Source organism: Glutamicibacter sp. BS14 (genome assembly GCF_056934375.1).
In genome coordinates, this window is the sequence record NZ_CM167801.1 from 1,136,436 (window position 1) to 1,161,893 (window position 25,458).

Below are 25,458 nucleotides of genomic sequence, written 5' to 3' on the forward strand. Positions count from 1 at the left end.
GCAGCAACTGCGTGTTGCTGCCGGCTTTTTCGCGCACTGTCCAGGGCTACGGACAAGCCGCTGGCTCAGCGGAAGCCGAAGTGCCTGGACGGGCTTTAGCCGAGCTGGACGGCTTCGCGGACCCGGGTGATCTGTCCCGGGGTGACCTGGCAGCAACCGCCGATCAGGCGAGCGCCTGCGGCCACGAGTTCGGGAACCGCTCCGGGCAAATCACTGCCTTCAGTTCCTGGGACCCACACACGAGCTTCGTGGTCCCAAATTTCACCGCTATTCGGGTAGGCCGACAGCGGCAAGCCGGTTTCTTCTCCCAGGATCTGCAACGCGGCCACCGCTTGGGGTACCGGACAGCAGTTCACGCCGACTGCGTCCCACACGCCGGATTCCTGAACGATTCCGGCTACGACTCGCAGATCGGTGCCATCACCCAGAACCACTCGGCCTTGGTCATCGGCGCGCACCGCAAGGCTGAGCAACGCCGGCAGTTGCAGCTCCCGAGCCAATACGGTCAATGCTTCTGCTTCTGCCAGGCTGGGCACGGTTTCAAAGATGACCAGATCGGCACCGGCATCAGCCAGGATTTCCAAGCGCTTGCGGTGCCAGTTAGCCAGCTCGGAGGCCGTCTTGCGATAGGCGCCGTCGTATTCGGTCCCGGCGCCCGGCCCGGCACCGTAGGGCCCCACCGAGGCGGCCACCCAGCGTGCTGTGTCCGTGCGCCCAGCGCTGGAGGCTTCTCGCGCCAGGCGCACGCTGGTGCGCAGCATTTGTTCCATCTTCTGCTCGGAGCCCACCTGAGCCAGGCCGTCATAGCTGACCTGGTAGGAGCAGGTCGTGGCAACTTGGGCGCCGGCAGCGAAAAAGTCCTGGTGTGCCGCGCGGACCTCTTCGGGGCGGTCCATGAGGATCTGCGCTGACCACAGGTGCCCGGTCACGTCATTGCCGCGATCGGCCAGATGGGTGCCGAGACCGCCGTCGAGGATGATTGGCGGGCTGCCTTCGGCGCGCAATGCGTCACGGAAATTGCTGGGGTGGTTTGGGATATGCACGTCATCGAGGGTACACGGCGAGTGCTTGGATGACCGACCTTGACGCCGTGTGACCACAGATGACATGCCCGTCCGGGACTGCCGTCCAAGCTCGATATCCTGCAAGCGCATTCATTCCACAAGGAGCCCCATGACCGAGAGCATCGTCAGCACCAACGAGACTGCACCAGCCGATTCCGGACTGCTAAGAACCATGACCTCGCGTCATCTGGTGATGATCGCTTTGGGCGGGGTGATCGGCTCGGGCCTGTTCGTTTCCTCCGGATACACCATTGCCCAAGCCGGGCCGCTGGGCGCGGTGCTGGCCTATGCAGTCGGAGCCTTGGTGGCCTACATGGTGATGAGCGGGCTGGGAGAGCTATCGGCGCGGCATCCGGTGGCAGGAGGATTCCATGCACACGCCACCCGTGATCTTGGACCAGCGTGGGGTTTTGCTACGGCGTGGCTCTACTGGCTGTGCTGGGCGGTAGCCCTGGCCAGCGAATTCACCGCAGCCGGGCTGCTGATGCAACGTTGGTTCCCCTCGATTTCCGTCTGGGTCTTCTCACTGGTTTTCGCTGCTTTGCTGTTTGCGCTGAATGCGACTTCATCGCGGGTCTTCGGCGAAACCGAATTCTGGTTTGCGCTGATCAAGGTGGCGGCGGTGCTGCTGGTGATTGTCGTTGGCGCCGCCACGATCATCGGCATCAACCCGGCCAGTGACGCCGGCGTGATTGGCCTGTCCAACTTCAGCACCGAAGGGGGACTGTTCCCTGCGGGGATTACCGGAGTACTGGTCACCGTCCTCTCGGTGTTCTACGCATTCAGCGGTACCGAGCTGATCGGCGTAGCGGCCGGCGAGGCGAAGAACCCGCAGCTGAGCATTCCGCGGGCCATCCGCACCGCCGTGGTTCGCTTGGCGGTGTTCTTCATCGGTGCCATCGTGGTCGTAGCCGCAATTATCCCGTTTGCCGAGGCGGGCGCGAATGAGAGTCCGTTCGTCACGGTCCTGGATGTCGCCGGCCTGCCAGCCGGTGCGGACATCATGAACTTCGTGATCATCACCGCCCTGCTCTCGGCAGGCAACTCCGGACTGTACTCATGCGCTCGCATGCTGCATTCCATGGGAGCCGCAGGCCAGGCGCCCAAAGCCCTGTCCAAGACCAACAGCAGGGGCATTCCGATGCTGGCCCTGAGCCTGTCGATCCTCGGCGGACTGGTATCGCTGTTCTCCAGCTTCATCGCGGCGCAGTCGCTCTTCATGGCTTTGGTATCCATTGCCGGGTTTGCGGTAGTAGCGGTGTGGATCGTGATCTGTGCATCGCATCTGTCGTTCCGCCGGCACTACGTAGCCCTGCATGGATCCACCGATTCCCTGCCCTATCGGGCACCATTGTTCCCGATTCTGCCGATCATCGCCTTGGTGCTGCTTGGCGCTTCGCTGGTGGGCGTGGCTTTTGATCCAGTGCAGCGTCCAGCACTGTACTTCGGTGTTCCGTTCACCCTTGCCTGCTTGGCCTATTACCGCTGGCGCCATGGCGCTGGGGTGTTCAGCCCGCAGCGTGAAGCCGAAAGTGCGGGATCGTTCGCGGGAAACTGAACCGGCGCAGAGTCCTGCGGCCCTACTGTTCCACGAGTGGAAGGTGGACCAGTGTGCGTTGCCCGTTTTGCACCATGAATCCGCGGCCCGGCGGGAATTCGTGGCGCTTGACGCGCGGGAAGGGCACCTTGAACAGCGAGTCCCCGTCGTAGGCGTCGGGCTTGAGCGCGATGCCGTGGCGGTTGGACTTCAGTTCGCCGAGCAGTCCGAAGCTGGAGGAGAACGCGTTGATGTCTCCGTCGGCGATCAGGAAGTGGTCGGAGCGGTTGATGGCCTTGAGCAGTTCCTTGAGCGGGCGCTCGGCATCCGAATCGGCGAACTCGGTGAAGTTCTCCACAACGAACACGATCTTGCCCGGCATGGAATCGTCGGCGACCAGATCCAGCATGTCCTTGGCGAACTGCCGGGTCTGAGCCGGGCCCGAGGCCGCGCCGTTCCAAGTCCGCCAGCCGCGCAGCTCGGCGCGCCGGCCGCCAATGTGGAAGAACTGGGTGGCCGGGTTGGCGCGTTCCAGCGCGGTGACCATGGCGCGCATGGTGTTGGTCTTCCCGCTTTGCGGCGGCCCGGCGATGACGAAGGTGCCGATGGGCTCGAAGCCGCAGGGTGCGAGGGTGGCATCCGACAGGCCGATGGCCGGCTGCCCGTTGACCGTGTCGGGCAGCGCCGCCGCGGAGAATTCCTGCGGCAGCGACTCGACTCCGGCCGCCTGCAGGGCACCGGAAGCTGCCAGCTCTTGGGCCCAGCTGGTAGTCAGCGCGGTCTGCTCGGCCACGTTCGCGGTGCCGCCCAGCACGGCGATCTGCGCCTCGTGGCCCTTGATGATGGCGCGACCCGGGGCACTGCGTTCGCCCAGCACATCCTTGGCCACGCCCAGCACGTTGTAGGCCTGCTCGTCGGCCATGCGCAGCACCACGCGCTGGGTGATGTTCGCGCTGATCGCGGTGGGCACCGCGCCGAAGCGGTCGGCGGTGGTGACCACGTGCACGCCCAGCGGGCGGCCTTCGCCCACGATGCGCATGAACACCTGGTAGTACTCGCCGCGGCCGTGGCCCAGCTCCCAGTCGCTGCGGAACTGGCCGAAGCCGTCGATCAGCAAGAAGATGCGCGGTTCGGACAAGTCGCCGGTGACCTGGCGGTATTCGCTCAAGGAGGCGGCGTTCGCGGCCGCGTACCGGGCCGAGCGCTCATCGAGGTGCTCGGCCAGGATGCGGAAGACGCGCTGGATGCGCTCCACGTCATCGCCGCCGATCACCGCGCCGACATGCGGCAGCGGATCGAGCGACCGCAGCGAGCTGGTGCCGAATTCCAGCGCGTACACCGCTGCGGTGCCGGCCGAAGGGTTGGCTCCCGCGGCGATCGCGATGCTGCGCAGGGCCGCCGACTTGCCCGCGCCGGAGGTGCCGTAGACCAGCAGGTGGCCGTCGGTATCGGGTTCGAACCAAGCAGTTTCCTGGGCCTGGTGCTCGGGGATGTCGGCCAGGGCCAGCGGGATCCGGCTGTCCGAATCCGGGGCGAGCTCGCGCAAGTCCACAGTGGCCGAGAGATCATCGAGCCATGGCCGGCGCGGTGCCGGGATCCCGGCCCCGTTGGATGCCGCGATGAAGCTGGAGACCAGGCGCTTCTGGTCGTTCGGGCCGCTGTTCTCCTCGATGTCCGGTGTCCCCGATTCGGGTTGCTCCCAGACGCGCGCGCCGCCGAAGCGCAGGTCCTCCACCCGCACTTCGGCCGTTTCGGGCTCGTCGGTGGTCCAGCCTCCGGCGTAGCCGGACTGGAAGGGCACCAGCCGGCCCGGGCCGGTCTTGGCGATGCCGCGGCCGGGCAGCGACGGATCGAAGCCGGCGGCGATGGGGTCCTCCACCACGTCATTGGAGTCGGCGGCGTCGGCCATGCGCAGGGCCACGCGCAGGTTGGTATTGGCGCGCAGGTTGTCCTTGATCACCCCGGCCGGGCGCTGGGTGGCCAGGATCAGGTGGATTCCCAATGAACGGCCGCGCTGGGCGATGTCCACTACGCCGTCCACGAATTCCGGGACCTCCCCGGCCAGGGCGGCGAACTCGTCGACCACCAGGACCAGGGCCGGAGGGGTCTCCGGGTCCTGGCGCTTTTCCAGCTCCAGCAGGTCCTTGGCCTTCTTGCGGTGGAAGAGCTTCTCGCGGTGGTGCAGCTCGGCACGCAGGCTGGTCAGCGCGCGGCGGACCAGGTGCGGGGAGAGGTCGGTGACCAGCCCGACGCAGTGCGGCAGGTCCACGCAGTCGGCGAAGGCCGAGCCGCCCTTGTAATCCACGAAGAGGAAGGTGACCCGGTCGGGGCTGTATTCGGCGGCCATCGCCAGTACCCAGGCCTGCAGGAATTCGGACTTGCCCGAGCCGGTGGTGCCGCCTACCAGGGCGTGCGGGCCCTGGGTGCGCAGATCCAGGCTCATCGCATCCGGGGTGCTCTGGCCGATGTAGGCGCGCAGGGTTCCGGCGCGCTTGAGCCGCGGCCGGGGCCCGGTGGCGGCGCGGTCGATCACCGAGTTGTTCTGCTTCCAGCGCTCGAGCACCGCGTCCGGTGCTTCGGCCAGATCAGTGCCCAGGATGCGCAGCAGCGACACCGAGTCCGGGATATCCGAAGAGTCCGGGACCAGCGAGCTGGAGTCAACGATCGGAGCCAGCCGACGGGCGAAGTGCTCTGCATGCTCGCGCGAGACCCCTTCCACGGTCACCTGGCGGGCTTCTTCGCCGGCGCGCACCCAGCCCACGCGGGCATCCTCCAGGCCCCGGGTGACATCCACGAAGGTGCGGCAGGCCGCGGGCAGGGACTGGACGGTGGGGGCCACGAAAATCGTGTAGATGCCCACGGCCGGTCCGCGCTCGATGATCTGCGAGAGCCGGGCGCGGTCCACCGGGGCGTCATTGCTGACGAACAGCACCAGCGAGAGGTCCTTGGCTACCGGCAGGCTGGTGTTCTGCTCGCCGGCTTCCTTGCCCAGCTCCATGGAGGAGTTGCGGGTGGACAGCGGGCCCAGCCGGTAGGAGGCCGGGTCGTTGCGCCGGGCGATGAGCTCTTCCAGGGCGTTGAGCAGCACGGTGCCCGAGGTCTGCGTATCGGCCAGCGCCAGCTGGGCCAGCGGGGAGCGCGGCCCGGTGGTGTGCGGCAGCCACTTGAACCATTCCAGGTCCCCGGTCCAGGCCGGGTCGATGATCGCGGCGGTGCACAGGTCGTTGGGGGCGTGCAGGCCGAAAAGCTGCACGGCCAGCGAGCGCAGGACATCGGCGGACTGCAGCCGGGGCCCGGCAATGCCGATGGCGCCGGCAGAGGGCAGCAGCTCGATGATCGGCACATCGTCGATCATCCGGTATTGCTCGGTGAGCGCTTCGACCCGTTCGACGTATTCCTGCAGTCCTGCCCGGTCCGCCAACGGGGCCACGGTGGTGCGGCTGCGGGCGGTTCCCGAGCCCAGCCGCAGGGAGAGGAAATTCCAGTGCTCCGGGCGCCGGGTCCAGAGCAGCTGGCCCAGGGACTCGGCCTGCTCGAAGACCGTTGCGGTGGCTGGGGCTTCGCTGCGCCGGTGGGCGCGTTCGGCTTCCTCCCCGGCCAGCAGGCCATCTTCCAATGCCTCGAATTGCCGTTCGAAGGTCTCGATTTCCAGGCGCAGCTTGTTGTTGTTCTGGGTGCGCTGGCCGATCAGGTTGCCCAGCATCATCAGCGGCGAGACCAGCACTACAATTAGCGACAGCGCGCGCTGGGTCAGCGAGAAAATGGTCAAGCCCATTATCAGCGGTGCGAAGATCATCGGCCAGGGGAAGAGCTTGGGGCTGGCTTCCTGCGGGATCGCCGGGCGAGGCAGTTCCTCGCCGGGGTAGCGGATCTCCACCCGCGGGGAGCGGTTGAAGAGGATCGAGCCGCCCATCTCGTAGACCGGGGACTGCCCCGTGGCGGTCCCGTGCAGCAGCTCGAAGTAGACATCCGTGGCGCCCAGGGTGATCAGCTGGCCGGGGATCACCGAGACGCGCTGGGCCAACCCGCCATCCACTAGGATGCCGTTGGCGGAGTTCAGGTCCACCAGCTCGATCTTGCTGCCCACCTCGATGCGCGCATGCCGGGTGGAGACCATGCGGTCGTTGAGCACCACGGTGGCCTTCTCCGAGCGCCCCACATAGGAGGTGCCGGCGGGCAGCGCGAAGGCCATGCCGGCATCCGGGCCGTTGGCTACTCGCAGCACCGCGGCCGCCGAGCCGCCCGAGACGAAGGCGTCGGTAGTCGGCACGACTTCGATGGCGAAGCCCGAACCCAGTTCCGCTTCGGCCAGCGGGGTGTGCGGATCGAGCTGCACCGGGGCGGTGCCGGTGGCCGTGGCCAGCAGCGTGGGATGCTCGGGAACCTGCTCCCCGGCCAGGGCGCGGGCGGCATCTCCCACGGTGGCGGTCGCATCGCAGGTCAGGATGACGTCCACGGTGCTGGTGTCCGGTCGCCTGAGCGTGGCCTTGATTTTCACTTGGCGGTCTCCTGGAAGGTAATGCGGAAGGTGCGGCTGCCGACTTGGACGACGTCACCGTCATTCAGATGCAGGCGGACATGGGGCGGTGCATTGTGCGGGGCGCGGGAGGCGACGATGACCTGGGTGCCATTGCTGGATCCCAGATCCATGATCCAGGCATTCGCCCCGTCGCAGCCGAAGGCCAGATGCGTTTTGGACATCAGACGTTCCGGGTCCTTCAGCGCGACCAGCAGTTCATTGCCGGTGTCCGCGGTGGCCTGGGGCGCACGCCCGATCAGCCCGGATTCGGGAACCGGGATGTAGGACCCGTCGTCGAAGGCGAAGGCCGCGCGGCGGACGATTCCCAGACCTTGCTCCGAAGGCGAATGCCAGTCGCTGTTCTGCGCTCCGACAATGCCAGCGGTGGACCGGGCACGCGAAGGCACGGCGGCTTCTTCGCGCCCGGCGTCGTCTTCGATCGTTCCCAATGACGGCAGATGCTCGGAGATATCCCGGTCCGGGCGCGAAAGCAGGTATTCGGCACGGGCCAGCGCCCGCGGGTTGGTGGGGTCCAGTCCATTGCGCACATCGACTACATAGGTCTGGGCAATCTTGTCCAGCCAGCTGCGGCGGTGCTCTTTGTCGAACAGGCAGGAGGCCAGTAGCAGGACGGGGCCAATGAGCGGGAGGAGATGGCTAAGCAGGAAGACAAAAGACGCGACCATGACGCGGGGGAAACCCGGTGCGGCGAAGCGGCCCAGTCCGGTGGCGCGCAGTCGCATCGCGGACTTGCCGGGAGAAGAGCCCTTGCGGCTGTTCATCGCGATCAAGATGATCAGGTAGACCAGCAGCAGCAATGCGCTGACCGCGGACAGGACGAGCGGAACGGTGGAATACTGCCCGGTAACCCGGAAGATCACGTAGCCGATGCCGGCGGGCAGCAACGCCGCCAGCGAAACAGCGTAGTCGATAAGGTAGGACCAAATGCGCAGGCGTGCTTCGGCCGGCCGCATTCCGAGGGTGGAGGATTTGGCGAGGGCTGCTGCTGAAACGACGTCCATGGGACCTTTCTACTTCAGTTCAATACCGGCCTGCCACGGGGAGTTCTCCCCATTGAACGGAGGCCATCTGCCACATTATTCTAGACTGTGAACGAACTAGAGTGGCCCGGCAAGCGGGCCAGTCGACGAGTTGAGGAGCATTGTTGTGACTGATTTCAAGGCCAATTACGGCGAAATGGAAGCCATGGCATCGAAGCTTGATACCGGGCGCGAAGACCTGGATGGCGTTCTTGAGCAGCTGCAGTCCGGCGTGGACAAGCTGCTGGGCGAAGACTTCACCACCGAGCACGCTTCGGGCCAGTTCGGCGAAGGCTACAAGGACCTGAACGATGGCTTGAAGAAGGCTTTCGACGGCATTAATGACATGGCCATCGCCCTGCGCGACATGATGGAGCAGATCCAGGACACCGACCGTTCCATGGCTGGCAAGTAGGACCGTTTTTTACGGGGTAATGTGGCCGCCTTGGGAAATTACGGGCGGCCACATTTTTCTTGCACCGCCTGATCCTTGAATGCCGAATTGTTCTGCAGCGTCGTCGCTGGATACCTGAGGAGTCGTTTGCACTATGGCCGATGAAATCTATTTGGCGCGCCTGGAAGAAATTGTCACGGAGTTAGGCAATAGTATTAAGGATTTCGAGAATGCGTCTGACTTTGCCAAGGGCATGGCCGGCTCAGTGGGAGACCCGATGGGCAAAGGCGATCTGAAAGACCGAGTCAAGGACTTCGAAGACAACTGGAACGATACCCGAGATGACCTCCTCAAGAATCTTGAAGGAGTGCATACCGGCTTGAAGGACATCAAGGATGGATTCGAAGAGTGGGATCTGGAAACGAAGAAGGCCTTCTTGAATTCACGTGCTTCCGATGCCCCCAAAGAAGCTAAGTAAACTGAGAGAGTTGACGACATGACCTTGGAATCGCCAAAGGGTACAACCCTGCAGCTCATCGACGGAAATCCTGATGACCTGCTCCGGAGCGCCAAGGACTTGATCACCTCGGGCGAGGAGATGGAACGCTCTGCGGCCAGGCTGGAAGACATCAGTAACGGGACGTCGGATCTGAAGTCTGAAGCTATCGCCAAGCTGCGTGAGAACGCTGGAGACGTATTTCCCGAGTTGCGCAAGGCGGCCATCCGATACGACGGCACAGGCCAGGCCCTGAAGAAATATTCCTATGCTTTGGACCGGGTCCAAGGCGCGCTCCAAATGTGCACCGCTGAGGGCGGAGTGGATTCGTACACGAGCTTGAACGCGCTGATCACGGACATCGAGGATGCGCACCAGAGCGTGCAAACCAAGAGAAGCCAAGAAGACACCGCCGAAGGCGCGGTAGATGATGCCGACGGATTCCTCGGCTTCAGCGAAGGGACCGACAAGGAAAAAGCGGAAGCCAAAAGCGACCTGACAGAAGCAACCGCTGCGCGCGAAGAAGCCGAAGAAGAACTGCGTGAGCTGTGGGGCAAATTCGACGGTCGCGTATCCTATTGGGAAGATGCCTACGATGAGGCAGTCGGCGAAATCGAGGATGCCTTCAAAGCCGCGGACAACGATGACAAGTTCCTCTCCACCCTGGGTTCGGTTCTAGGCTGGATTGCCTTGGGCGTGGGTATTGCGGCCTTGTTCATCACTTCGCCGGTGTGGGGACCGATCGCATCAGCAATTGCGGTGATCGCTGCCGTTGCCGTGGTGGCAATCGAGGTCATCAAGATGGTCCAAGGCGATGGCGACTGGACCAGTTTGCTGATAGCGGTAGTCGGAATTATCCCCTTCGGCCGTTTTGCTGGAAAAGCCTTCTCCGGCTTAAGCAAGGCATTTCCCTCGGGGATCAAGGCAGGATCCAAAGCGGGACCTCGGAACATCATCAAGGCCTTTAGCAAAACGCGTTCCAGCACGGGGCGCGGCATTGTCAGGTCTTCCATCAAGTCGGGCACCAAGCGCCCACCGAAAACTACGATCCGTGGAAGCCGCCAGACCAAAGCCAAGATCCGGCGCAACAACCGCAAGATCGAGCAAAAGTACCAGCAGACCGTTTCCGGCAAGAGCAATAAGTATTTGGATGGTTTCAACAAGGAATTCAAAGGCGACTGGAAGACATACGTGAAGTACATCTCGGAGGGAAGCGCGACAAAGCATCGCGAGATGGCTGCGTACATACTGAAGAACCCTGACGACGTGGGTCCCCAAGCTAAGGCCTGGGCGGAAAAGATTGCGAAGCACGGGAACTGGGAAGACCGGGGCAACGTCATAGTGACCGCGCCTCCTAGCCTCTGGGACTTGACTCGCGAGAAGTAGCTTAGGCGCGGAGCAATCCGTAAAGTGAACATCCGAGCTACACATTGAATTGGCGGGAGAAACGATGAGCGCAACACCACCAACGTCGAAGGCGCGTCCCCGAGGCATCGGATATAGCTTGCTTTATCCGGCAGGTTGGCGCGAATTCAACAGCAGTGTGGAGCACGAGCAGGCTTTGACGAAGCTGGTGACTGCTGAGCCCAAGGCACTTGGGCGCGCAGACCTGGTATTGATGCTTCGACGGCAAATGCACCAGACATTCGAGTACTTGAGGCGCCGTGGATCACTTGGCTTCGCAATGCCGGTAGAGAAACTTGCCGTCGGTGCAATGCCGGTTTCCGTGATCCTGACACCACTCAAGGTGGGGCCCTCCGGCACTTTGCTGGATGCTGCGCGAAAGGCCGCAGGCGGCAACCAGATCGAAATCGAAGATGCCGACGGAGCAGACTGGTACCTCTGGTCTTCCGTGGAGCAAACTGCCGAAGCTCCCGAGCTCAAGAACAATGGCCTGAACATGGTTGTTCCTCGTCCTTTGCCGGATGGAAGCATCGATCCGGATCCAAAAGCTGGATTGTGGTTGCTTTATTCCTACGCGCACGTTGAGTCGGAGAATGGTGAGGCATTCGCCGAAGGATTAAGGTCGTTGGGCTTGTCGATACTGGGAACTTTCAAATGGGTGCCAATTCAATGACAACATACGAGATTGAACCGGATCTGGAATTCTGGATTCCAGTACCTCGCTCATTTCCTGAAGATAATTGGGAGACGGCGGAGCAATGGGCACAGGACCTTGCGGAATTGGCCATCCCGGAAGATCCTGAGCTGCGGAAGGTCTATGAGCAGCTGGCTTTGGACGTGGCGAACAACCAGATAGCCGAAGCCGAGCATACACTCTGGTATTCGCCTGAAGATGGACACGCACTGGGCACTGCCCACTTGATAGTTCTGGACGATGAGCCGGAAAAGAGCTTGGCGGAATTGGCCATGCCGATTTACGAGCCAGCCACGCCTGTCCAAACCAGTGAATACCAATCGGAGTCGGTTGGCCAGATTCTCCAGTTGACGTCGGTCATAGCGATGGACGCGCGGTCAGGAGATGCGGACACAGCAGTCATGCCTGCCGTAGGGCATGTGAGGACCGTTGCGCGTTCGCACGGGCTGGTATTCCTGCTGGAAGCCTACGACTCGGACCTGTCTGCGTTGAGCTTCATGATGGACCCTATGATCGACTTTTTCGAAGCCGTCAACTTTGAAGAGGATGAATTCGATAGTGAAATGGATGAGAATTGAATACTGCCAGATCCAGGCTCCCCGAACACAAAGATTTTGTAACTAACTCCTTGCATCTATATCCAAGAATCGACAAGGGGTTTTCCCTAGTGCTGTTGGGCGGGATTCTGTGCATCGTGGGAATCTATCTAATCGCGAATGATTTACCCTCGACATCAAGTTATCTATCCCAGATTGTTTTGCAAGGAATTCCGACCGTGATCGGAGCCATTCTTGCTATTTTCGGAGTCGTCGCACTTGTCACCGCACTAAAAGGCGCGGCACGCAAGGGCAACGAGGCGATCGACCTGAGATTCAAAGCCAGCGGCCTGACCGTTCGGGGCGGTCGCAAGATCAACTGGGATTCGATTACCTCGGTGACAGGTATCGAGCATGTAAATAATGCGAAAGTCCAAGTCCTTTGGGACCGAGCCGATCTGAACCGGTCATTGGAAATTTATGTTGATGATTCCGTGGATGGCCCCAATGGAAACTCCAAGGATGGAACGACATACGTTCGGGTTTCGCTTCGCCATTACCCTGCCATAGAGTACCGGACCCTTTATGAGCAAATGCTGGACCAATTCGAAAAACGCGGCATACCCCTTGTATTCGAGGCACGAGCTACGCAGTTCTGAATCTCCGCGTACTGGAGCTCCATCGCCGATGCCGCTAACCGTTATTTCAAGCGGTTGAGAACCCTGCAAAACGCCCGGGGCTGTAATGGTCTGCGGCTCAGCACGTTGCTAGAAGCGGAGCGGTCCGCTGTCGGTTTCACAAAATCGAAAGCACACTGATCGAACGCAAGCAGTTCTGAGCCATCATGCCCGACATGCATTACGACAGAAGCGCCGTTGCACCCGGACCTTACCGGGGCAACGGCGCTTCTATTTACGCAATTTCGGCTAAATGGACGTCATTTCTTCAGGTGGTCAACCAGCTGCGAAGCGATGCCGTTGTAGCTGCCCGGGGTCAGCGACTGCAGGCGGGTTTCGGCTTCAGCCGACAGGCCCAGTTCGCCAACGAATTCCTTCAGGCGGGCTGCATCCACGCGGTGGCCGCGGGTCAGGTCCTTCAGTCGTTCGTAGGGGTTGTCCATGCCCTCGACACCGGCGATAGCCTCGGCGCGCATGACCATCTGGATGGCCTCTGCGAGAACCTCCCAGTTGTGGTCCAGGTCGTCAGCCAGCACGGCTTCGGCGACAGACAGGCGATCCAAGCCCTTGGCAACGTTGGAGATCGCCAGCACCGAGTGGCCGATGGCGGTACCGATGTTGCGCTGCGAGGAGGAATCGGTCAGGTCGCGCTGCCAGCGGCTGGTGACCAGGGTGGAACCGAGGGTGTTCAGCAGGCCGTTGGAGATCTCCAGGTTGGCTTCTGCGTTCTCGAAGCGGATCGGGTTGACCTTGTGCGGCATGGTCGAGGATCCGGTGGCGCCGGCCACTGGGATCTGCGCGAAGTAGCCGATGGAGATGTAGCTCCAGACATCGGTGCACAGGTTGTGCAGGATGCTGTTGAAGCGTGCAATGTCTGCGTAGACCTCTGCCTGCCAGTCGTGGGATTCGATCTGGGTGGTCAGCGGGTTCCAAGCTAGGCCCAGATGCTCAACGAAGTCCTTGGAAATCTGCTGCCAGTCAGCGGTCGGGACCGAAGCGTAGTGGGCAGCATAGGTGCCGGTAGCGCCGTTGATCTTGCCCAGGTACTCGGTCTTCTCGACGCGATCCAGCTGGCGGGTCAGGCGCCACGCCAGAACTGCCAGTTCCTTGCCCAGGGTGGTTGGGGTGGCTGGCTGGCCGTGCGTGCGCGAGAGCATCGGCACGTCGCGGGAGTCCTCGGCCATCTTGGCCAGCTGTGCCACCAGGTCGCGGGCTGCCGGCAGCCATACCTGCTGCACGCCGCCCTGGACGCCCAGAGCGTAGGACAGGTTGTTGATGTCTTCAGAGGTGCAGCCGAAATGCACCAGCGGCTTGAGGTTGCCAATGCCGATCGCTTCCAGGCGGTTGGCGATGTAGTACTCGACAGCTTTCACATCGTGAACGGTGACAGCTTCGATCTCTGCCAGTTCCTTCACGGAATCAGCGTTGAAATCGGTGACGATCTTGCGCAGTGCTGCCTTCTGTTCCGCAGAAAGCGGGGAGGTGCCTGGAAGAACGGAGTTATCGGTCAAGTGGATCAGCCATTCAACTTCAACGTGAACGCGATCGCGGTTCAAAGCCGCTTCGGAAAGGTAGTCGACCAGCGGTGCCACGGCGCTGCGGTAGCGTCCGTCGAGGGCAGTCAAAGCCAGTGGTTCATTAGCAAGGGAAGTGCGCGCAATCTCAGCCATACTCATATTCTTCCATCCTCGGCGCTACATCACATCTTTTACTTCACCGCTGTTTCCACAACCGGTCGCCAAACGTGCTGGTGCCCCATTGTTGCTGTCCATGATGGTGGACAAATTCTCAAGGATGCGGAGCAGGGAAATGATGTTTCAAGCGACGCTGCTGACGGTGGCAAGTCAGCTCGATGACGCCCAGAAAACCACTAAGTTCGCCATCGCACAGTTGGGTTCAATCCGGGCATTGACTTGGAATTCAAAGGCTGGCAAGGCGTTTCTAGACAATGTTGAGGAGCTGAGCCAGCGACTGGAAATGCTCAATGGCGAGCTGAACAACGCTGAAGAGTACTTGGGGGTTGCCATGCGTGAGATCCAAAACCTCGAAGCGCAAATCATGAACCAGAGAATGGCCTCGTAGCCATGGGATATGAAGTCAATTACAACGAGCCGGATTACGCCCAGGCAGGGGAAATCTGCCAGCGGGTTGCTCGCGACATCAATGGCATATCCGACGCATTACTCAGGGCCGCGCAGGCTGCGGACAGTTGCCAGGGGGACCTGAATCTGCAGTGCATGGCGGCAGGCATTGAAGCCAGGGGCTATGGCATCGGGCATCTAGGCGATTTGATCAGAGACAGCTATCAGCAGGCCAGGGAAGGCGAAATCACAGCGTTCGAACTTACCGGAAAGGTCTCTGCGGCCATGCGGAATTATGAGGTTGCCGAAGCCGCAGTTGAACGGATGATGCTCGTAAGCACCAGCGCGGTACTGGTCGGGGACTTCATATCCAAGTCCCGCGATAACGGCTGGCGTCCGCCGAGGGAAAGCATGGAGACCTTTTTGCGCTTGCTGATGTCCTACATCCCGCACTGGCCCTTGGCGCCGAATATGACCTTGACCGAGCAAATCGAAGGTACCGCCAAGTCGCTGTCGCGGATTATGCGGCTGCTGGGGTCAAACCGGAATACCGAAATAGAGCTCGCAGGGCAAGATCCAGCTCAGACGGTTGAACTGGATGGCAAGATGAGAAGCTATTTCCAGCTGCACGAAAAGCTGGAGGGCGAAGGCACGGAGAACAACGGAAAGATCATGATCGTCGAAGCTGACGATGATACTTATATCGCGCTCTTTCCGGGGACGCAGGATGACGCCGAAGTTCCTTCGCCTTTTGGCCCGGAAGGCATCGCTGACGGCTTCGGGGTGGAATCCGAGAATTTTGTGGAACCGCTCGATGAAGCATTAAGGCTCAGCGGAGCGAAAGAGGGCGATGAAGTAATCCTTTCCGGCTACTCGCAAGGAGGCATTCACGTAGCCCAGCTGACGAAGAACAAGTTCTTGAAGCGCAAGTACAAGCTGAACAAGGTGCTGACCCTTGGTTCTCCCATCGGCACTATTGATCTGCCAAAGGATGTCCGCAGCCTATCCGTAGAAGACCGAAAAGATATGGTGCCCGGCACCGATGGCGGACCCAATCCCCGCAAGGGCGAGCACTACACCACCACTTTCCCAGGTCCGCGCGAGCACATGCAGGACATCTTGCCCGAAGACGGGCTCTTTGGCCCGTCGCATCACCTCAAGAATTACGGTGACCACCTCCTGGAACTCGATGAGGACCCGAAACTGGAAATCAGAGAGCATCTGAAGCAGTTCTACCTTCCCGAATCCCCGCTGAAAATCCGCATGTTCAAGCTGGAGCGCAAGCAAAAAGAACGTCCGCCCCTGAAGGAAGAAGACAAGGAGCGGCTCAAGCACATGGCACCACGCCACTAAAGCGCTCAAGAACTGCAACCAGCCGGCCGGATCAGCATCACCGGGTATCACCGTGCTGATGAATGGTGCTGTGGATCAGGGCAGAAGATGGGACGCTGATCGGGGCCGGCGAATAGGGTATTAACGAAAGAGGACGGCACCTGTCGGATGCCGTCCTCTTCTTGTACTGCGTCGAATACCGCTTACTCGTTCTCGCTCTTGACGAACAATCCGAGGACCGCAGAGACGATGGAGATGATAATCGTGCCGGCGATGGCATCCCACCAGAACTGCTCGATGACCAGTTCAATCGGGGTGAAGGTCGTCAGCCATGAAGTCAGCAGGAGCATCAGGGCGTTAATCACGATGGTGAACAAGCCCAAGGTGAGGCAGGTGATTGGCAAGGAGAACAGCTTGACGATCGGACGGACCAAGGCGTTGACCAATCCGAAGATTGCGCCAACCGCCAAATAGGCGATGACCGTGCTTACTGCACCTTCGCCGGCCGCGACGATCTTGAGGCCGGGCACAATCCAGACGGCGGCGGCGAGGGCAAGCGCATTGACGATGACTCGAATCAGAAAGCTCATGCCTTAACTTTGGCATAGAAATCTGGGATTAGGATGAACCGCAGATATCGCTAAACCCTTAGTGAGGGCTAGGCTTTGAGGTATGACTGAGAACCCGGTGACCCAAGATCAGGTGCAGCCACGCTCTGTAGTTGCACGTTTGCCCAAATACTCTGCGGGCAAGCCGCCTGCCCCTATTGAAGGTGCGAGAGCTTACAAGCTGTCATCGAATGAAATTCCCTTCGGTCCCTTGGACGCTGTGCATCGGGCGGTCGTGGAGCAGTCCAGCCTGAATCGCTACCCTGATCCGCTATCGACCAAGCTGCGCGAAGCACTTTCCGAGTACTTGGACGTTCCTGCGGAAGACATCGTGACCGGGGCCGGTTCCCTTGGCGCGTTGGTGCAGATCCTGAACGCCTTCGCGGGCCAGAACGAAGACGGCATCCAGGATGAAGTCATCTATGCGTGGCGTTCCTTCGAGGCCTACCCAATCCTCGTACAGACTGCCGGTGCGCTGCCCGTTGAAATCCCGTTGCTGGAAGACGGGCGCCACGATCTGGAATCCATGATCGCAGCGGTGAACGAGAACACTTCAGTCATCTTGCTGTGCACACCGAATAACCCCACCGGTCCGGTACTCAGCCAGGCCGAAGTCGATGACTTCCTGGCACGGGTTCCGAAGAACGTGCTGGTTGTCCTGGATGAGGCCTACACCGAGTTCGTCCGCGACGAGAAATCGGTGGATGGCATCCATACCTACAACGAGAACGAAAATGTGGTTCTCCTGCGCACTTTCTCGAAGGCTCACGGCCTGGCGAATCTCAGGGTGGGCTACTCGGTGGCCCACCCGGAGATCACCGATAACATCCGCGTAGTGGCCACCCCGTTTGCCGTCTCCAGCGTGGCCGAGGATGCCGCGGTCGCTTCGCTGGCCCACATCGACCAGGTGCTTGAGCGCGTTGAGGGCTTGGTCATGGAACGCGAACGAGTTGCCTCGGCCCTGGCCGGGCAGGGCTGGAAGATTCCTTCCACCCAGGCGAACTTCGTCTGGCTTCCGCTGGGCGAAAAGACCGATGAGTTCGTCGAGGGGGCAAACGCCGTGGCGCTGTCGGTGCGCGGCTTCTCGAACGAAGGAGTGCGCGTCTCCATCGGCGAAGTTGAAGCAAACGATCGTTTTATTGATCTGTGCAAGAAATCACTAGACCTGGCATAGGGGCAACTGGTGCTGATTTCTCGCGTTTTAGCGGTCAGTGCCTATAGGCTTAGAAATTAGACAAGCCGTATATGTCCCATGCGGAATGTATTCCGTGTGGGGCATATTTATGACCGAAGGATGATAAATGACGCGTGCTGCGACCGAGGCGACGGAGCCGGATCTGATTCAGATCCTGACTCCGGACGGCCAGCGTCAGTCCCATGGAACGTACGATGCGTATCTGGGTGACGTTGATGATGACATGCTTCGCGGCTTCTACCGCGACATGGCATTGACCCGTCGATTCGACCAAGAGGCCACAGCATTGCAGCGCCAGGGCCAGTTGTGCCTCTGGGTCCCGCTGCGCGGGCAGGAAGCGGCGCAGATCGGTTCCGGCCGTGCCACCCGCCGAAGCGACTACATCTTCCCCACCTACCGCGAGCACGGCGTGGCACTGACCCGCGATGTGTCCTTCTCCGAAATGCTGCGCCTGTTCCGCGGCATCTCCGGAGGCGGCTGGGATCCCCGGGAAAACAACTTCCACATGTACACCATGGTGCTTGCCGCGCAGATGCCGCATGCCGCCGGCTACGCAATGGCTTTGAACATGGAACAGCGCGGCTGGGATGAAGCCCGTCGCGCCAAGGAGGGCAACGCCGTAGTCGCCTACTTCGGCGATGGCTCCTCCACCGAGGGCGAAACCCATGAGTCCATGGTCTTCGCCAGCTCCTTCAACGCACCGGTGGTCTACTTCTGCCAGAACAACCAGTGGGCGATTTCCGTTCCTTTCGAGGTCCAGTCCAAGGTGCCGCTGGTCAACCGCGCCGCAGGCTACGGCATGCCGGGAGTGCGCGTGGATGGCAACGACGTGCTGGCCGTTCTGGCGGTCACCCGCTGGGCACTGGAACACGCACGCAGCGGCAAGGGCCCGGTCCTCATTGAGGCCGTCACCTACCGCCTCGGCGCGCACACCACCGCCGATGATCCAACCAAATACCGCATGAGCGAAGAAGAGGCCCAGTGGGCCCCGAAGGACCCGCTGATCCGCCTGGAAACCTACCTGCGCGAGAACAACCTGGTTGACGACGCCTACTTCGAGCAGCTGGCCGCCGACGCTGATGCGATGGCTGCCAAGGTCCGCGAAGACGCCATGGCCTTCCCTGTCCCGCCGCTGGCCAAGTCCTTCGAGCAGGTCTACGCCGAAGCGCATCCACTGATCCAGGAAGAACTGGCCTGGCATCTGGAATACGAAGCAGGATTCGCCGATGCGGCTGAGGGAGAGCACTAAATGACCACCACAATGACCCTGGCCAAGGCCATTACCAGCGGCCTGGACAAGGTGCTGGAATCCGATGGCAAGTCCCTGCTGATGGGCGAGGACATCGGGCGCCTCGGTGGCGTCTACCGCATCACCGACGGGCTGATCGACAAGTATGGCGAGCACCGCGTCATCGACTCGCCGCTGGGCGAGGCCGGCATCGTCGGCACCGCCGTGGGCATGGCCCTGCGCGGTTTCAGCCCGCTGGTGGAAATCCAGTTCGACGGCTTCGTCTTCCCTGCTTTCAGCCAGATCACCACCCAGCTGGCCAAGATGCACGCCCGCTCCGAGGGGCGTCTGACCACACCTGTAGTCATCCGCATTCCCTACGGCGGCGGCATCGGCTCCATCGAGCACCACTCCGAATCCCCGGAGGCGCTGTTCGCCCACACCGCGGGCCTGCGCATCATCACCCCGTCCAACGCGCATGACGCCTACTGGATGATCCAGCAGGCAGCCAGCTGCCAGGACCCGGTGATCTTCTTCGAGCCCAAGCGCCGCTACTGGCTCAAGGGCGAGGTCGATACCGAAACCCCGGCGCTGGATGCCTTCAAGGCGCAGGTGGTCCGCCCGGGCACTGACGCGACCATCGTCGCCTACGGCCCGCTGGTGCCGATCGCCCTGGCTGCCGCTGATGCCGCGCTGGAAGATGGCCGGTCCATCGAGGTCATCGACCTGCGCTCGCTGTCGCCGATCGATTTCGACACCATTACCGAATCGGTGCAGAAGACCGGCCGGCTGATTGTCACCCACGAAGCGCCGACCTTCGGCGGCCTGGGCGGCGAAATCGCGGCCCGCATCACCGAGCGCGCCTTCCTCTCGCTGGAAGCCCCAGTGCTGCGCGTGGGCGGATTCCACATGCCTTACCCGATTTCCAAGGTGGAGTCCCAGTACCTGCCGGACATCGACAAGTTGCTTGAAGCCCTCGACCGGTCTTTCGCTTACTAAGCGGAATCCAAGGAGTAGTAATGACAGTCTTTAATCTCCCCGATGTGGGCGAAGGCCTGACCGAAGCGGATATCGCCTCCTGGAAGGTCAAGGTGGGCGACACCGTTGAGGTCAACCAGATTTTCGTGGAAATCGAAACCGCGAAGTCGCTGGTCGAGCTGCCTTGCCCCTTCGCCGGGGTGGTCACCGCATTGCACGCGGCCGAGGGCGATACCGTACTCGTGGACAACCCGCTGATCACCATCGATGAAGAAGGCAACGCGGCACCTCCAACCGGCGTGCCCGAAGCAGCCGAAGCCCTGAGCACCGCCGCACCGCAGGCCTCGGAGGAACCCGGCCCGCTGGTCGGATCGGGCCCCACCGCTGATGCCTCGGTGCGCCGGGCACGCACCACCCGCCCCGCTCCTTCGACGGCCGGTGCGCGAACCGCAGCGGTGCGCGCCTCCGGCTCCGCCTTGGCCGAGACCATCTCGCGCCGCGCGCAGTCCCTGGGTACCGCGGTGACCCGCGAAGTCGACCGCCGTAAGCCTGCGGTGGCGAGCTTCGTGGACCGCGTGCTGGCCAAGCCGCCGGTACGCCGGCTGGCCAAGGAGCTGGGCATCGACATCAACGACGTGGTGGGCACCGGCAACCAGGGCGAGATCACCCGCGAAGACGTCAATAGCTACCAGGCCCAGCGCGAAGCCGAGCATGCAGCGGCGCCAACCTATTGGGCCCACGGCCAGCTGGCCGATGCCCGCGTGGAACGCACCCCGGTGCGCGGCGTGCGCAAAGCCACCGCCAAGGCCATGGTCGACTCGGCCTTCACCGCACCGCATGTCTCGATCTTCGTGGATGTGGATGCCAGCCGAACCATGGAATACGTGCAGCGCCTGAAGAAGTCCCGCGACTTCGAGGGCATCAAGGTCTCGCCGCTGCTGGTGCTGGCCCGTGCCGTGATCTGGGCGGCGGCCCGCAACCCTTCGGTGAACGCCAGCTGGGTGGAAACCGCAAACGGCGCCGAGATCCACCAGAAGCGCTTCATGAACCTGGGCATCGCCGCAGCCACCCCGCGCGGCCTGCTGGTGCCGAATATCAAGGACGCCCAGAACCTGAACATGAAGGAACTGGCCATCGCCCTGAACGATCTGGCCACCACCGCGCGTGCCGGCAAGACCCGTCCCGAGGACATGCGCGATGGCTCGCTGAGCATCACCAACATCGGCGCGCTGGGCATCGACACCGGCACCCCGATCATCAACCCGGGCGAAGTAGCCATCGTTGCCTTCGGCACGATCCGCCACAAGCCATGGGTCATCGACGGCGAAGTGGTCCCGCGCTGGATCACCACCCTGGGCGGCTCCTTCGACCACCGCGTGGTTGATGGCGACCTCTCGGCCCGCTTCATGGCCGACGTGGCGTCGATCCTGCAGGAACCGGCGATGCTGCTGGACTAAGGGCTCCCGGGCCAGCGAGGCAGCCCACCGCCCCGCGCAGAACCTTTCGGGGATCTGCGCGGGGCGGTGTCGTCCCTGCGGTTCGAAATGTTCCTTGAGCAGGGTTATTCAAACCCCTGTTGATACAGTTGTTCCCATGAACCGCACGTGTTGCACCGACCTGAAGTACCCCGGCAAGCTGCTGCTCGCGGGCCTGTTCGCAGCCCTGGGCCTGGGACTGGGCGTTGTGCCGGCGCAGGCAGCCGCGGATCCAACTCAGCCAGAGGCCACGGCTCCGGTCTACCCCTCGGCGACGCCCGACGATGACTCCGCAGATGAAGGCACCGTCCTCATCCCGTCGGTGACCTCGCAGGAAGGCAACTTCTACCTGGCAGTCACCGATGCGGCACTCGATGAGGTGGATTCGGAACGGATCATGGACCAGGTCCGGCAGGCCGTGGGCGAACAGGATGCGAAGATCCTGCTCGGGGTGGACCAGGAACCGAACAACCTCAAGGGAGCCGGGCAGCTGGTGCGCGGGATGCTGATGTTCGGCGACAGCGACGCGCTGAGCGATGACTGGCTGGAGAACGGAAAGACCCTGGGCTATGTCGGGGAAGGCTGGATCGCCATCGGCGTGATGCTTCCCCAGGAAGCCGGGGATCCGGTGGAAATCGCCGTGGATCCCGGGCGCGACGTGCGCGAAACCGCACCGGGAAGCCAGCAGCGGATCCTGGAGGCAGGTCAGGGAGAGTTCGCCGCCGGGGATTACACCGCGGGGATCACCGCCGTCGCGCTGGCCACCACGCAGCAGCTGCAGGCACCGCCGGACCGGACACTGGCCAAGGTGATCGCCGTGGGCGCGCTGGCCGCGACCCTTGCGTTCCTGCTCGCATGGGCCTGGCGTGCCAAGCGCCGCAAGGCCCGGCAGGCAGCCGCCGCCGATCGCAACAAGCAGGCCGAGCTGCTCGAATCACGGATCCAGCGGGCAAGCATTTACCTGAACCGCCATCCGGTGCCCGATCCCGGCCTGGCGGGGGAGAGCCGCTTGGCGCAGGTGATGGCAGAACTTGAAAGGCAACGGGCCGGCTCCCAGCAAGGTGCCTTGCGCGCATTGGACACGGCCCCGGATTCCCTGCAGTCGCAGCAGGTCTCCGAAAAGCAGCTGGCAGATCTGCGCCGCCGCGAACGCGAACTCTCGCTGCTGCGCGGCGCGGTCCAGCTGGCCCACGACTTCGCAGGACGGCCACGGGATTCTCGCGAATCCTGGAACCGGACTTTCGCATACCACCGTGCACGGCTGGAGGACCTGGCGCTGTTCCTCGATCTTCCCGGTGCCGGGCAACTGGCTTGCGCGCAGGCCGCGCGCACCGTGATCATCACGCATACCGATGAGCTGCAGCTGCTGCACACCCGCCTGAGCTGCAGGAGTACCGGCGCGGATACGGCCCCGGGGATCCTGGACAGGCTGTGGGAACTGCGCGACGAACTCGATGGCGTGTTGCACGATGGACTGGCCCAAGCCCGCCAGGCGAGGCTGAAGATTCCCCACGGCCTGGGCGAATCAATGGAGGGCGCGCAGCGGAAAACCGATCCGCTGGAGGACGATCCCATCACAGTGCTCCGGAATTTCGCGCCAGGAAGCGGGACCCGCTGATGCCGGCCCGCTTGATGCATGATTCCACCGGGCGGCGCCTGCACCGCCCGTACCATTGGACTGCCATCGCCGCCATCATCATGGCGCTGGTGACCACCGCGCTGGGCGTGCGCGCGGTGCTGGCCGTGCAGGCAGCCAACGTCCCGGACCCCTACGAGGTCCAGGTGGTGGTCCGCGGCGATAACGGCTTCAACATCACCCAGCAGACGGTGGACGCCGAGATGGCCCGGCACCCGGTGCGTGCCACGGCCCCGCTGGAACTGGTCATCACCGACCGCTGGCTCACGGGTGATGAACTGCTGCGCGGGCAGGTGCCGGAAAACCAGATCATCGTCTCGACCAGGATGGAGAACAGGGATCCCGGGCTAAGCGACGCCGAACAGCGCTTCGCCGGGGTGGGCCTGGACCGCAGCCTTGCAGCATCCGACGACGCGCATACCGACCTGCGCTTCGACATCGAGCACGCCTTCACCAAGAACGTTTCGGTAGGCCATGGGCCCAAGGCGGCGGCGGCCGCCGCGCATACTGCCGCCGTGCTGCTGGACGATTCGCCCAGCAGCTCGGCGATCTTCTGGTTCGCGGCCGTGGGTGCGAGCGCCATGCTCACCGCCGCATTCCTGGCCAGCGCCCTGCGCTTCCGCTCGAGGTGGGCATCGCGCCACAGGCGGCTGGCCGCGGCGCAGCGCAAGCTGGCCCGCGTGCTCCTGGACCTCGAAGCACTGGAAGCCACCTACCAGGCCACCGACCAATCGCGCCGTCCTGCCGGCTTCACCAAGGCGTGGCGGCAGCTCGAATCCCTGTCCCTGGATGCCGCCCGCCGCGAAGCGCCCTTGGTGCGCTCGCTGTTCACCCGGGCTGAATGCCTGGAACAGAGCACCGGGCAGCAGCTGGCGGCCTTCGAGGCCGACACGCGCAAGCTGACGGAACTGGCCGACTCGCTGATGGGCGCCGGCTCGGTGCATGCGCACCTGGCTGGCACCGGATCCACCTTCGACAAGCTCAGCAGCCCGATCAACGATGCGGCCACGGCGCTGCTGATCCGGCTGGACACCGCTCCGGGCACCATGGTGGCCGGCAAGGACCTGGCGGATTTCCGCAGTGCCCTCGGCGAACTGCTCAATGCCGCCCATGGCGATACCAGCCAGCGCACCGCCATCGAGCGCTGGGCCGAGGCCGAACGGCGGCTGGCGAAGCTCGCCGGGAAGATCGCTGCCCGGCTGCGCCGGTATCCGCGGGGCCTGCAGCAGCCGGTGCCCCAGATCGGCGCCCAGCACAATGAGCTGCGCTCCAGCCTGGGCTTGCCGCCGGTATCCAAGCAGGGTGCGCTGGCGCAGATCGCCACGGCGAACTCGCTGGCCCGCGGGATTCTCGGCGACACGCTGCAGACCGACCAGGCTGCCGGAGGGACATCGGGCGAACCTGCTGGCTGGCAGCGCATGCTGGCCCGGCTCGCCAGCACCCGCAAGGCAGCTGGCGATGAACCGCCGAAGCTGCGCCGGGCGTGGAAGTCTGGACTGCTTGCGGCCCTGCTGGTGGGCAGCCTGATCGCCGCGGGGCTCATTGTCTCCTCGATAGCCAACGAACCCGAACGCACCCATGAGGGGTCCGGCCGGGGAATGGAACTTGAAATCGATGACCAGGGCCAGCTGGTTGACGAGGCCGAGATCCGCCGGTACATGGAAGAGGACTTCGACACCCCGCAGCAGATCCTGGTTGCGGTGCGCGATGCCGAAGCCTACCTGGAACTCAAGCACTTCGACGGCTCGGAATACCGTGATTCGACGCCCGAGAGCGTGCGCGCGGCGATCTTGCGGATCAAGGACGAATACTCCGATCGCGCTGATCCTGCCAACGGGGAGCTGCCCGAGGACTTGACGATCATTCCGCTGCTGATCACGGACGAGGGCAAGGGCATCATGCCAGGGCTGATTTCCGGTGCGGTCATCAGCGGTACCGCCTCGTGGGGAACGACCGGCGGGTGGGAGCACGGAAGCATCTACGAGTCGAACTATCCGGCGATGGAAGCGGCCAGCGCGGCCGAGGACTTCGCCGTGGTGCTCAAGCAAGCCGGGTACGAGCAGCCGGACTACAACACCACCTTGCTGTACTGGATGCTCGTGTTCATGCTGTTCTTCACGGTAATCAACGTTCTCCAGGTGATCCAGTACCTGCTCGGGGCCAGCACGCAGCTGACCCGGTTCTCCCGCGGTTCGCGGTCGGTGCAGCAATCACGCCGGCAGCTGGAGCAGCTGGCCATGGGCCTGGAGGATTCGCAGATCAATGCGGTGGCCGTGCTCGGCGCGACCGCGGCCGGGAATGCGGACGAGGCAGGGCAGCGATTGTTCGAGCGGGCCTTGATGATGGCTTGGCGCGAAGCCCAGGAGTTATCCTCGATGACCCTGGGCCAGCGCCTTGCCGCCGGCTATGCCCAGCGCGCGGCGCATCTGGCCCGGCTGGTAGCGCTGCTGGGCGAACGCGATGCCGACGTGGCGCGGCGGGCCAAGGCGCTGGTGCTGGCCAGCCGCGGTGCCGGGGGAGATGCTCCAGCGCCAGTGGAACTGCCGGGACAGAAATGACTCCGC

Annotated in this window: 20 protein-coding genes; 15 read left to right on the forward strand and 5 right to left on the reverse strand. The window is 62.8% G+C overall.

Going from position 1 to position 25,458, the window contains the following annotated elements:
• Positions 1-95: 95 nt before the first annotated feature.
• A complete protein-coding gene (gene mmuM, locus AC1Z36_RS05430) occupies positions 96-1,043 on the reverse strand; it encodes a homocysteine S-methyltransferase (RefSeq protein ID WP_286134047.1) in 948 nt (315 codons plus the stop codon).
• Between the two features lie 130 nt (positions 1,044-1,173).
• Between mmuM and AC1Z36_RS05435 the strand changes: the two genes are divergently transcribed.
• Entirely contained in the window at positions 1,174-2,622 is a 1,449-nt protein-coding gene (locus AC1Z36_RS05435; RefSeq protein ID WP_105656203.1) for an amino acid permease, read from the forward strand.
• A gap of 22 nt (positions 2,623-2,644) precedes the next feature.
• Here AC1Z36_RS05435 and AC1Z36_RS05440 read toward each other — a convergent pair whose 3' ends face one another.
• On the reverse strand, positions 2,645-7,099 hold the full coding sequence (locus AC1Z36_RS05440; RefSeq protein WP_483561790.1) for an FtsK/SpoIIIE domain-containing protein: 4,455 nt from the start codon (positions 7,097-7,099) through the stop codon (positions 2,645-2,647).
• Positions 7,096-8,142, reverse strand: coding sequence for an RDD family protein (locus tag AC1Z36_RS05445; protein WP_105656205.1), 1,047 nt, complete (start codon positions 8,140-8,142; stop codon positions 7,096-7,098). Before AC1Z36_RS05445 ends, AC1Z36_RS05440 begins: the two co-directional genes overlap by 4 nt.
• Before the next feature lie 145 nt (positions 8,143-8,287).
• Between AC1Z36_RS05445 and AC1Z36_RS05450 the strand changes: the two genes are divergently transcribed.
• The 6 genes from AC1Z36_RS05450 (at position 8,288) to AC1Z36_RS05475 (ending at position 12,343) form a co-directional block, all read left to right on the forward strand.
• On the forward strand, positions 8,288-8,575 hold the full coding sequence (locus tag AC1Z36_RS05450; RefSeq protein WP_066141890.1) for a WXG100 family type VII secretion target: 288 nt from the start codon (positions 8,288-8,290) through the stop codon (positions 8,573-8,575).
• A 133-nt stretch (positions 8,576-8,708) separates the two neighbouring features.
• Positions 8,709-9,032, forward strand: coding sequence for a hypothetical protein (locus AC1Z36_RS05455; RefSeq protein WP_105656206.1), 324 nt, complete (start codon positions 8,709-8,711; stop codon positions 9,030-9,032).
• Positions 9,033-9,050: 18 nt separating this feature from the next.
• Entirely contained in the window at positions 9,051-10,436 is a 1,386-nt protein-coding gene (locus AC1Z36_RS05460; RefSeq protein ID WP_105656207.1) for a hypothetical protein, read from the forward strand.
• A gap of 64 nt (positions 10,437-10,500) precedes the next feature.
• The gene (locus tag AC1Z36_RS05465) at positions 10,501-11,127 is read left to right on the forward strand and encodes a hypothetical protein (protein ID WP_146112212.1); all 627 of its coding nucleotides are present in this window, start codon (positions 10,501-10,503) and stop codon (positions 11,125-11,127) included.
• A complete protein-coding gene (locus AC1Z36_RS05470; protein ID WP_105656209.1) occupies positions 11,124-11,726 on the forward strand; it encodes a hypothetical protein in 603 nt (200 codons plus the stop codon). The genes AC1Z36_RS05465 and AC1Z36_RS05470 overlap by 4 nt, the downstream gene beginning before the upstream one ends.
• Entirely contained in the window at positions 11,723-12,343 is a 621-nt protein-coding gene (locus AC1Z36_RS05475; protein ID WP_105662030.1) for a hypothetical protein, read from the forward strand. The genes AC1Z36_RS05470 and AC1Z36_RS05475 overlap by 4 nt, the downstream gene beginning before the upstream one ends.
• A gap of 278 nt (positions 12,344-12,621) precedes the next feature.
• Here AC1Z36_RS05475 and purB read toward each other — a convergent pair whose 3' ends face one another.
• The gene (gene purB, locus AC1Z36_RS05480) at positions 12,622-14,031 is read right to left on the reverse strand and encodes an adenylosuccinate lyase (protein WP_105656211.1); all 1,410 of its coding nucleotides are present in this window, start codon (positions 14,029-14,031) and stop codon (positions 12,622-12,624) included.
• Here purB and AC1Z36_RS05485 point away from each other — a divergent pair.
• Positions 14,012-14,443 carry a hypothetical protein gene (locus AC1Z36_RS05485; RefSeq protein ID WP_105662028.1) on the forward strand — a complete coding sequence of 144 codons (432 nt, stop codon included), beginning with the start codon at positions 14,012-14,014 and terminating at the stop codon, positions 14,441-14,443. The genes purB and AC1Z36_RS05485 overlap by 20 nt on opposite strands.
• Positions 14,444-14,445: 2 nt before the next feature.
• Positions 14,446-15,795 carry a hypothetical protein gene (locus AC1Z36_RS05490; protein ID WP_105656213.1) on the forward strand — a complete coding sequence of 450 codons (1,350 nt, stop codon included), beginning with the start codon at positions 14,446-14,448 and terminating at the stop codon, positions 15,793-15,795.
• Positions 15,796-15,977: 182 nt separating this feature from the next.
• Here the strand turns inward: AC1Z36_RS05490 and AC1Z36_RS05495 are convergent, their stop codons facing one another.
• Complete coding sequence (locus AC1Z36_RS05495; protein ID WP_105656214.1) at positions 15,978-16,364, reverse strand: phage holin family protein; 387 nt, start codon at positions 16,362-16,364, stop codon at positions 15,978-15,980.
• Positions 16,365-16,446: 82 nt separating this feature from the next.
• On the opposite strand from AC1Z36_RS05495, the gene AC1Z36_RS05500 reads away from it, so the two are divergent.
• The 6 genes from AC1Z36_RS05500 (at position 16,447) to AC1Z36_RS05525 (ending at position 25,452) form a co-directional block, all read left to right on the forward strand.
• Positions 16,447-17,556, forward strand: coding sequence for a histidinol-phosphate transaminase (locus AC1Z36_RS05500; protein WP_483561791.1), 1,110 nt, complete (start codon positions 16,447-16,449; stop codon positions 17,554-17,556).
• Between the two features lie 127 nt (positions 17,557-17,683).
• Positions 17,684-18,826, forward strand: coding sequence for a pyruvate dehydrogenase (acetyl-transferring) E1 component subunit alpha (gene pdhA, locus AC1Z36_RS05505; RefSeq protein ID WP_105656216.1), 1,143 nt, complete (start codon positions 17,684-17,686; stop codon positions 18,824-18,826).
• A complete protein-coding gene (locus AC1Z36_RS05510; RefSeq protein ID WP_105656217.1) occupies positions 18,827-19,804 on the forward strand; it encodes an alpha-ketoacid dehydrogenase subunit beta in 978 nt (325 codons plus the stop codon). It begins immediately after the preceding gene.
• Between the two features lie 20 nt (positions 19,805-19,824).
• Positions 19,825-21,240, forward strand: a complete 1,416-nt coding sequence (locus tag AC1Z36_RS05515; protein ID WP_105656218.1) for a dihydrolipoamide acetyltransferase family protein — start codon at positions 19,825-19,827, stop codon at positions 21,238-21,240.
• A gap of 136 nt (positions 21,241-21,376) precedes the next feature.
• Entirely contained in the window at positions 21,377-22,876 is a 1,500-nt protein-coding gene (locus AC1Z36_RS05520; RefSeq protein ID WP_105656219.1) for a hypothetical protein, read from the forward strand.
• The gene (locus tag AC1Z36_RS05525) at positions 22,876-25,452 is read left to right on the forward strand and encodes a hypothetical protein (RefSeq protein WP_105656220.1); all 2,577 of its coding nucleotides are present in this window, start codon (positions 22,876-22,878) and stop codon (positions 25,450-25,452) included. Before AC1Z36_RS05520 ends, AC1Z36_RS05525 begins: the two co-directional genes overlap by 1 nt.
• Positions 25,453-25,458 lie beyond the last annotated feature (6 nt).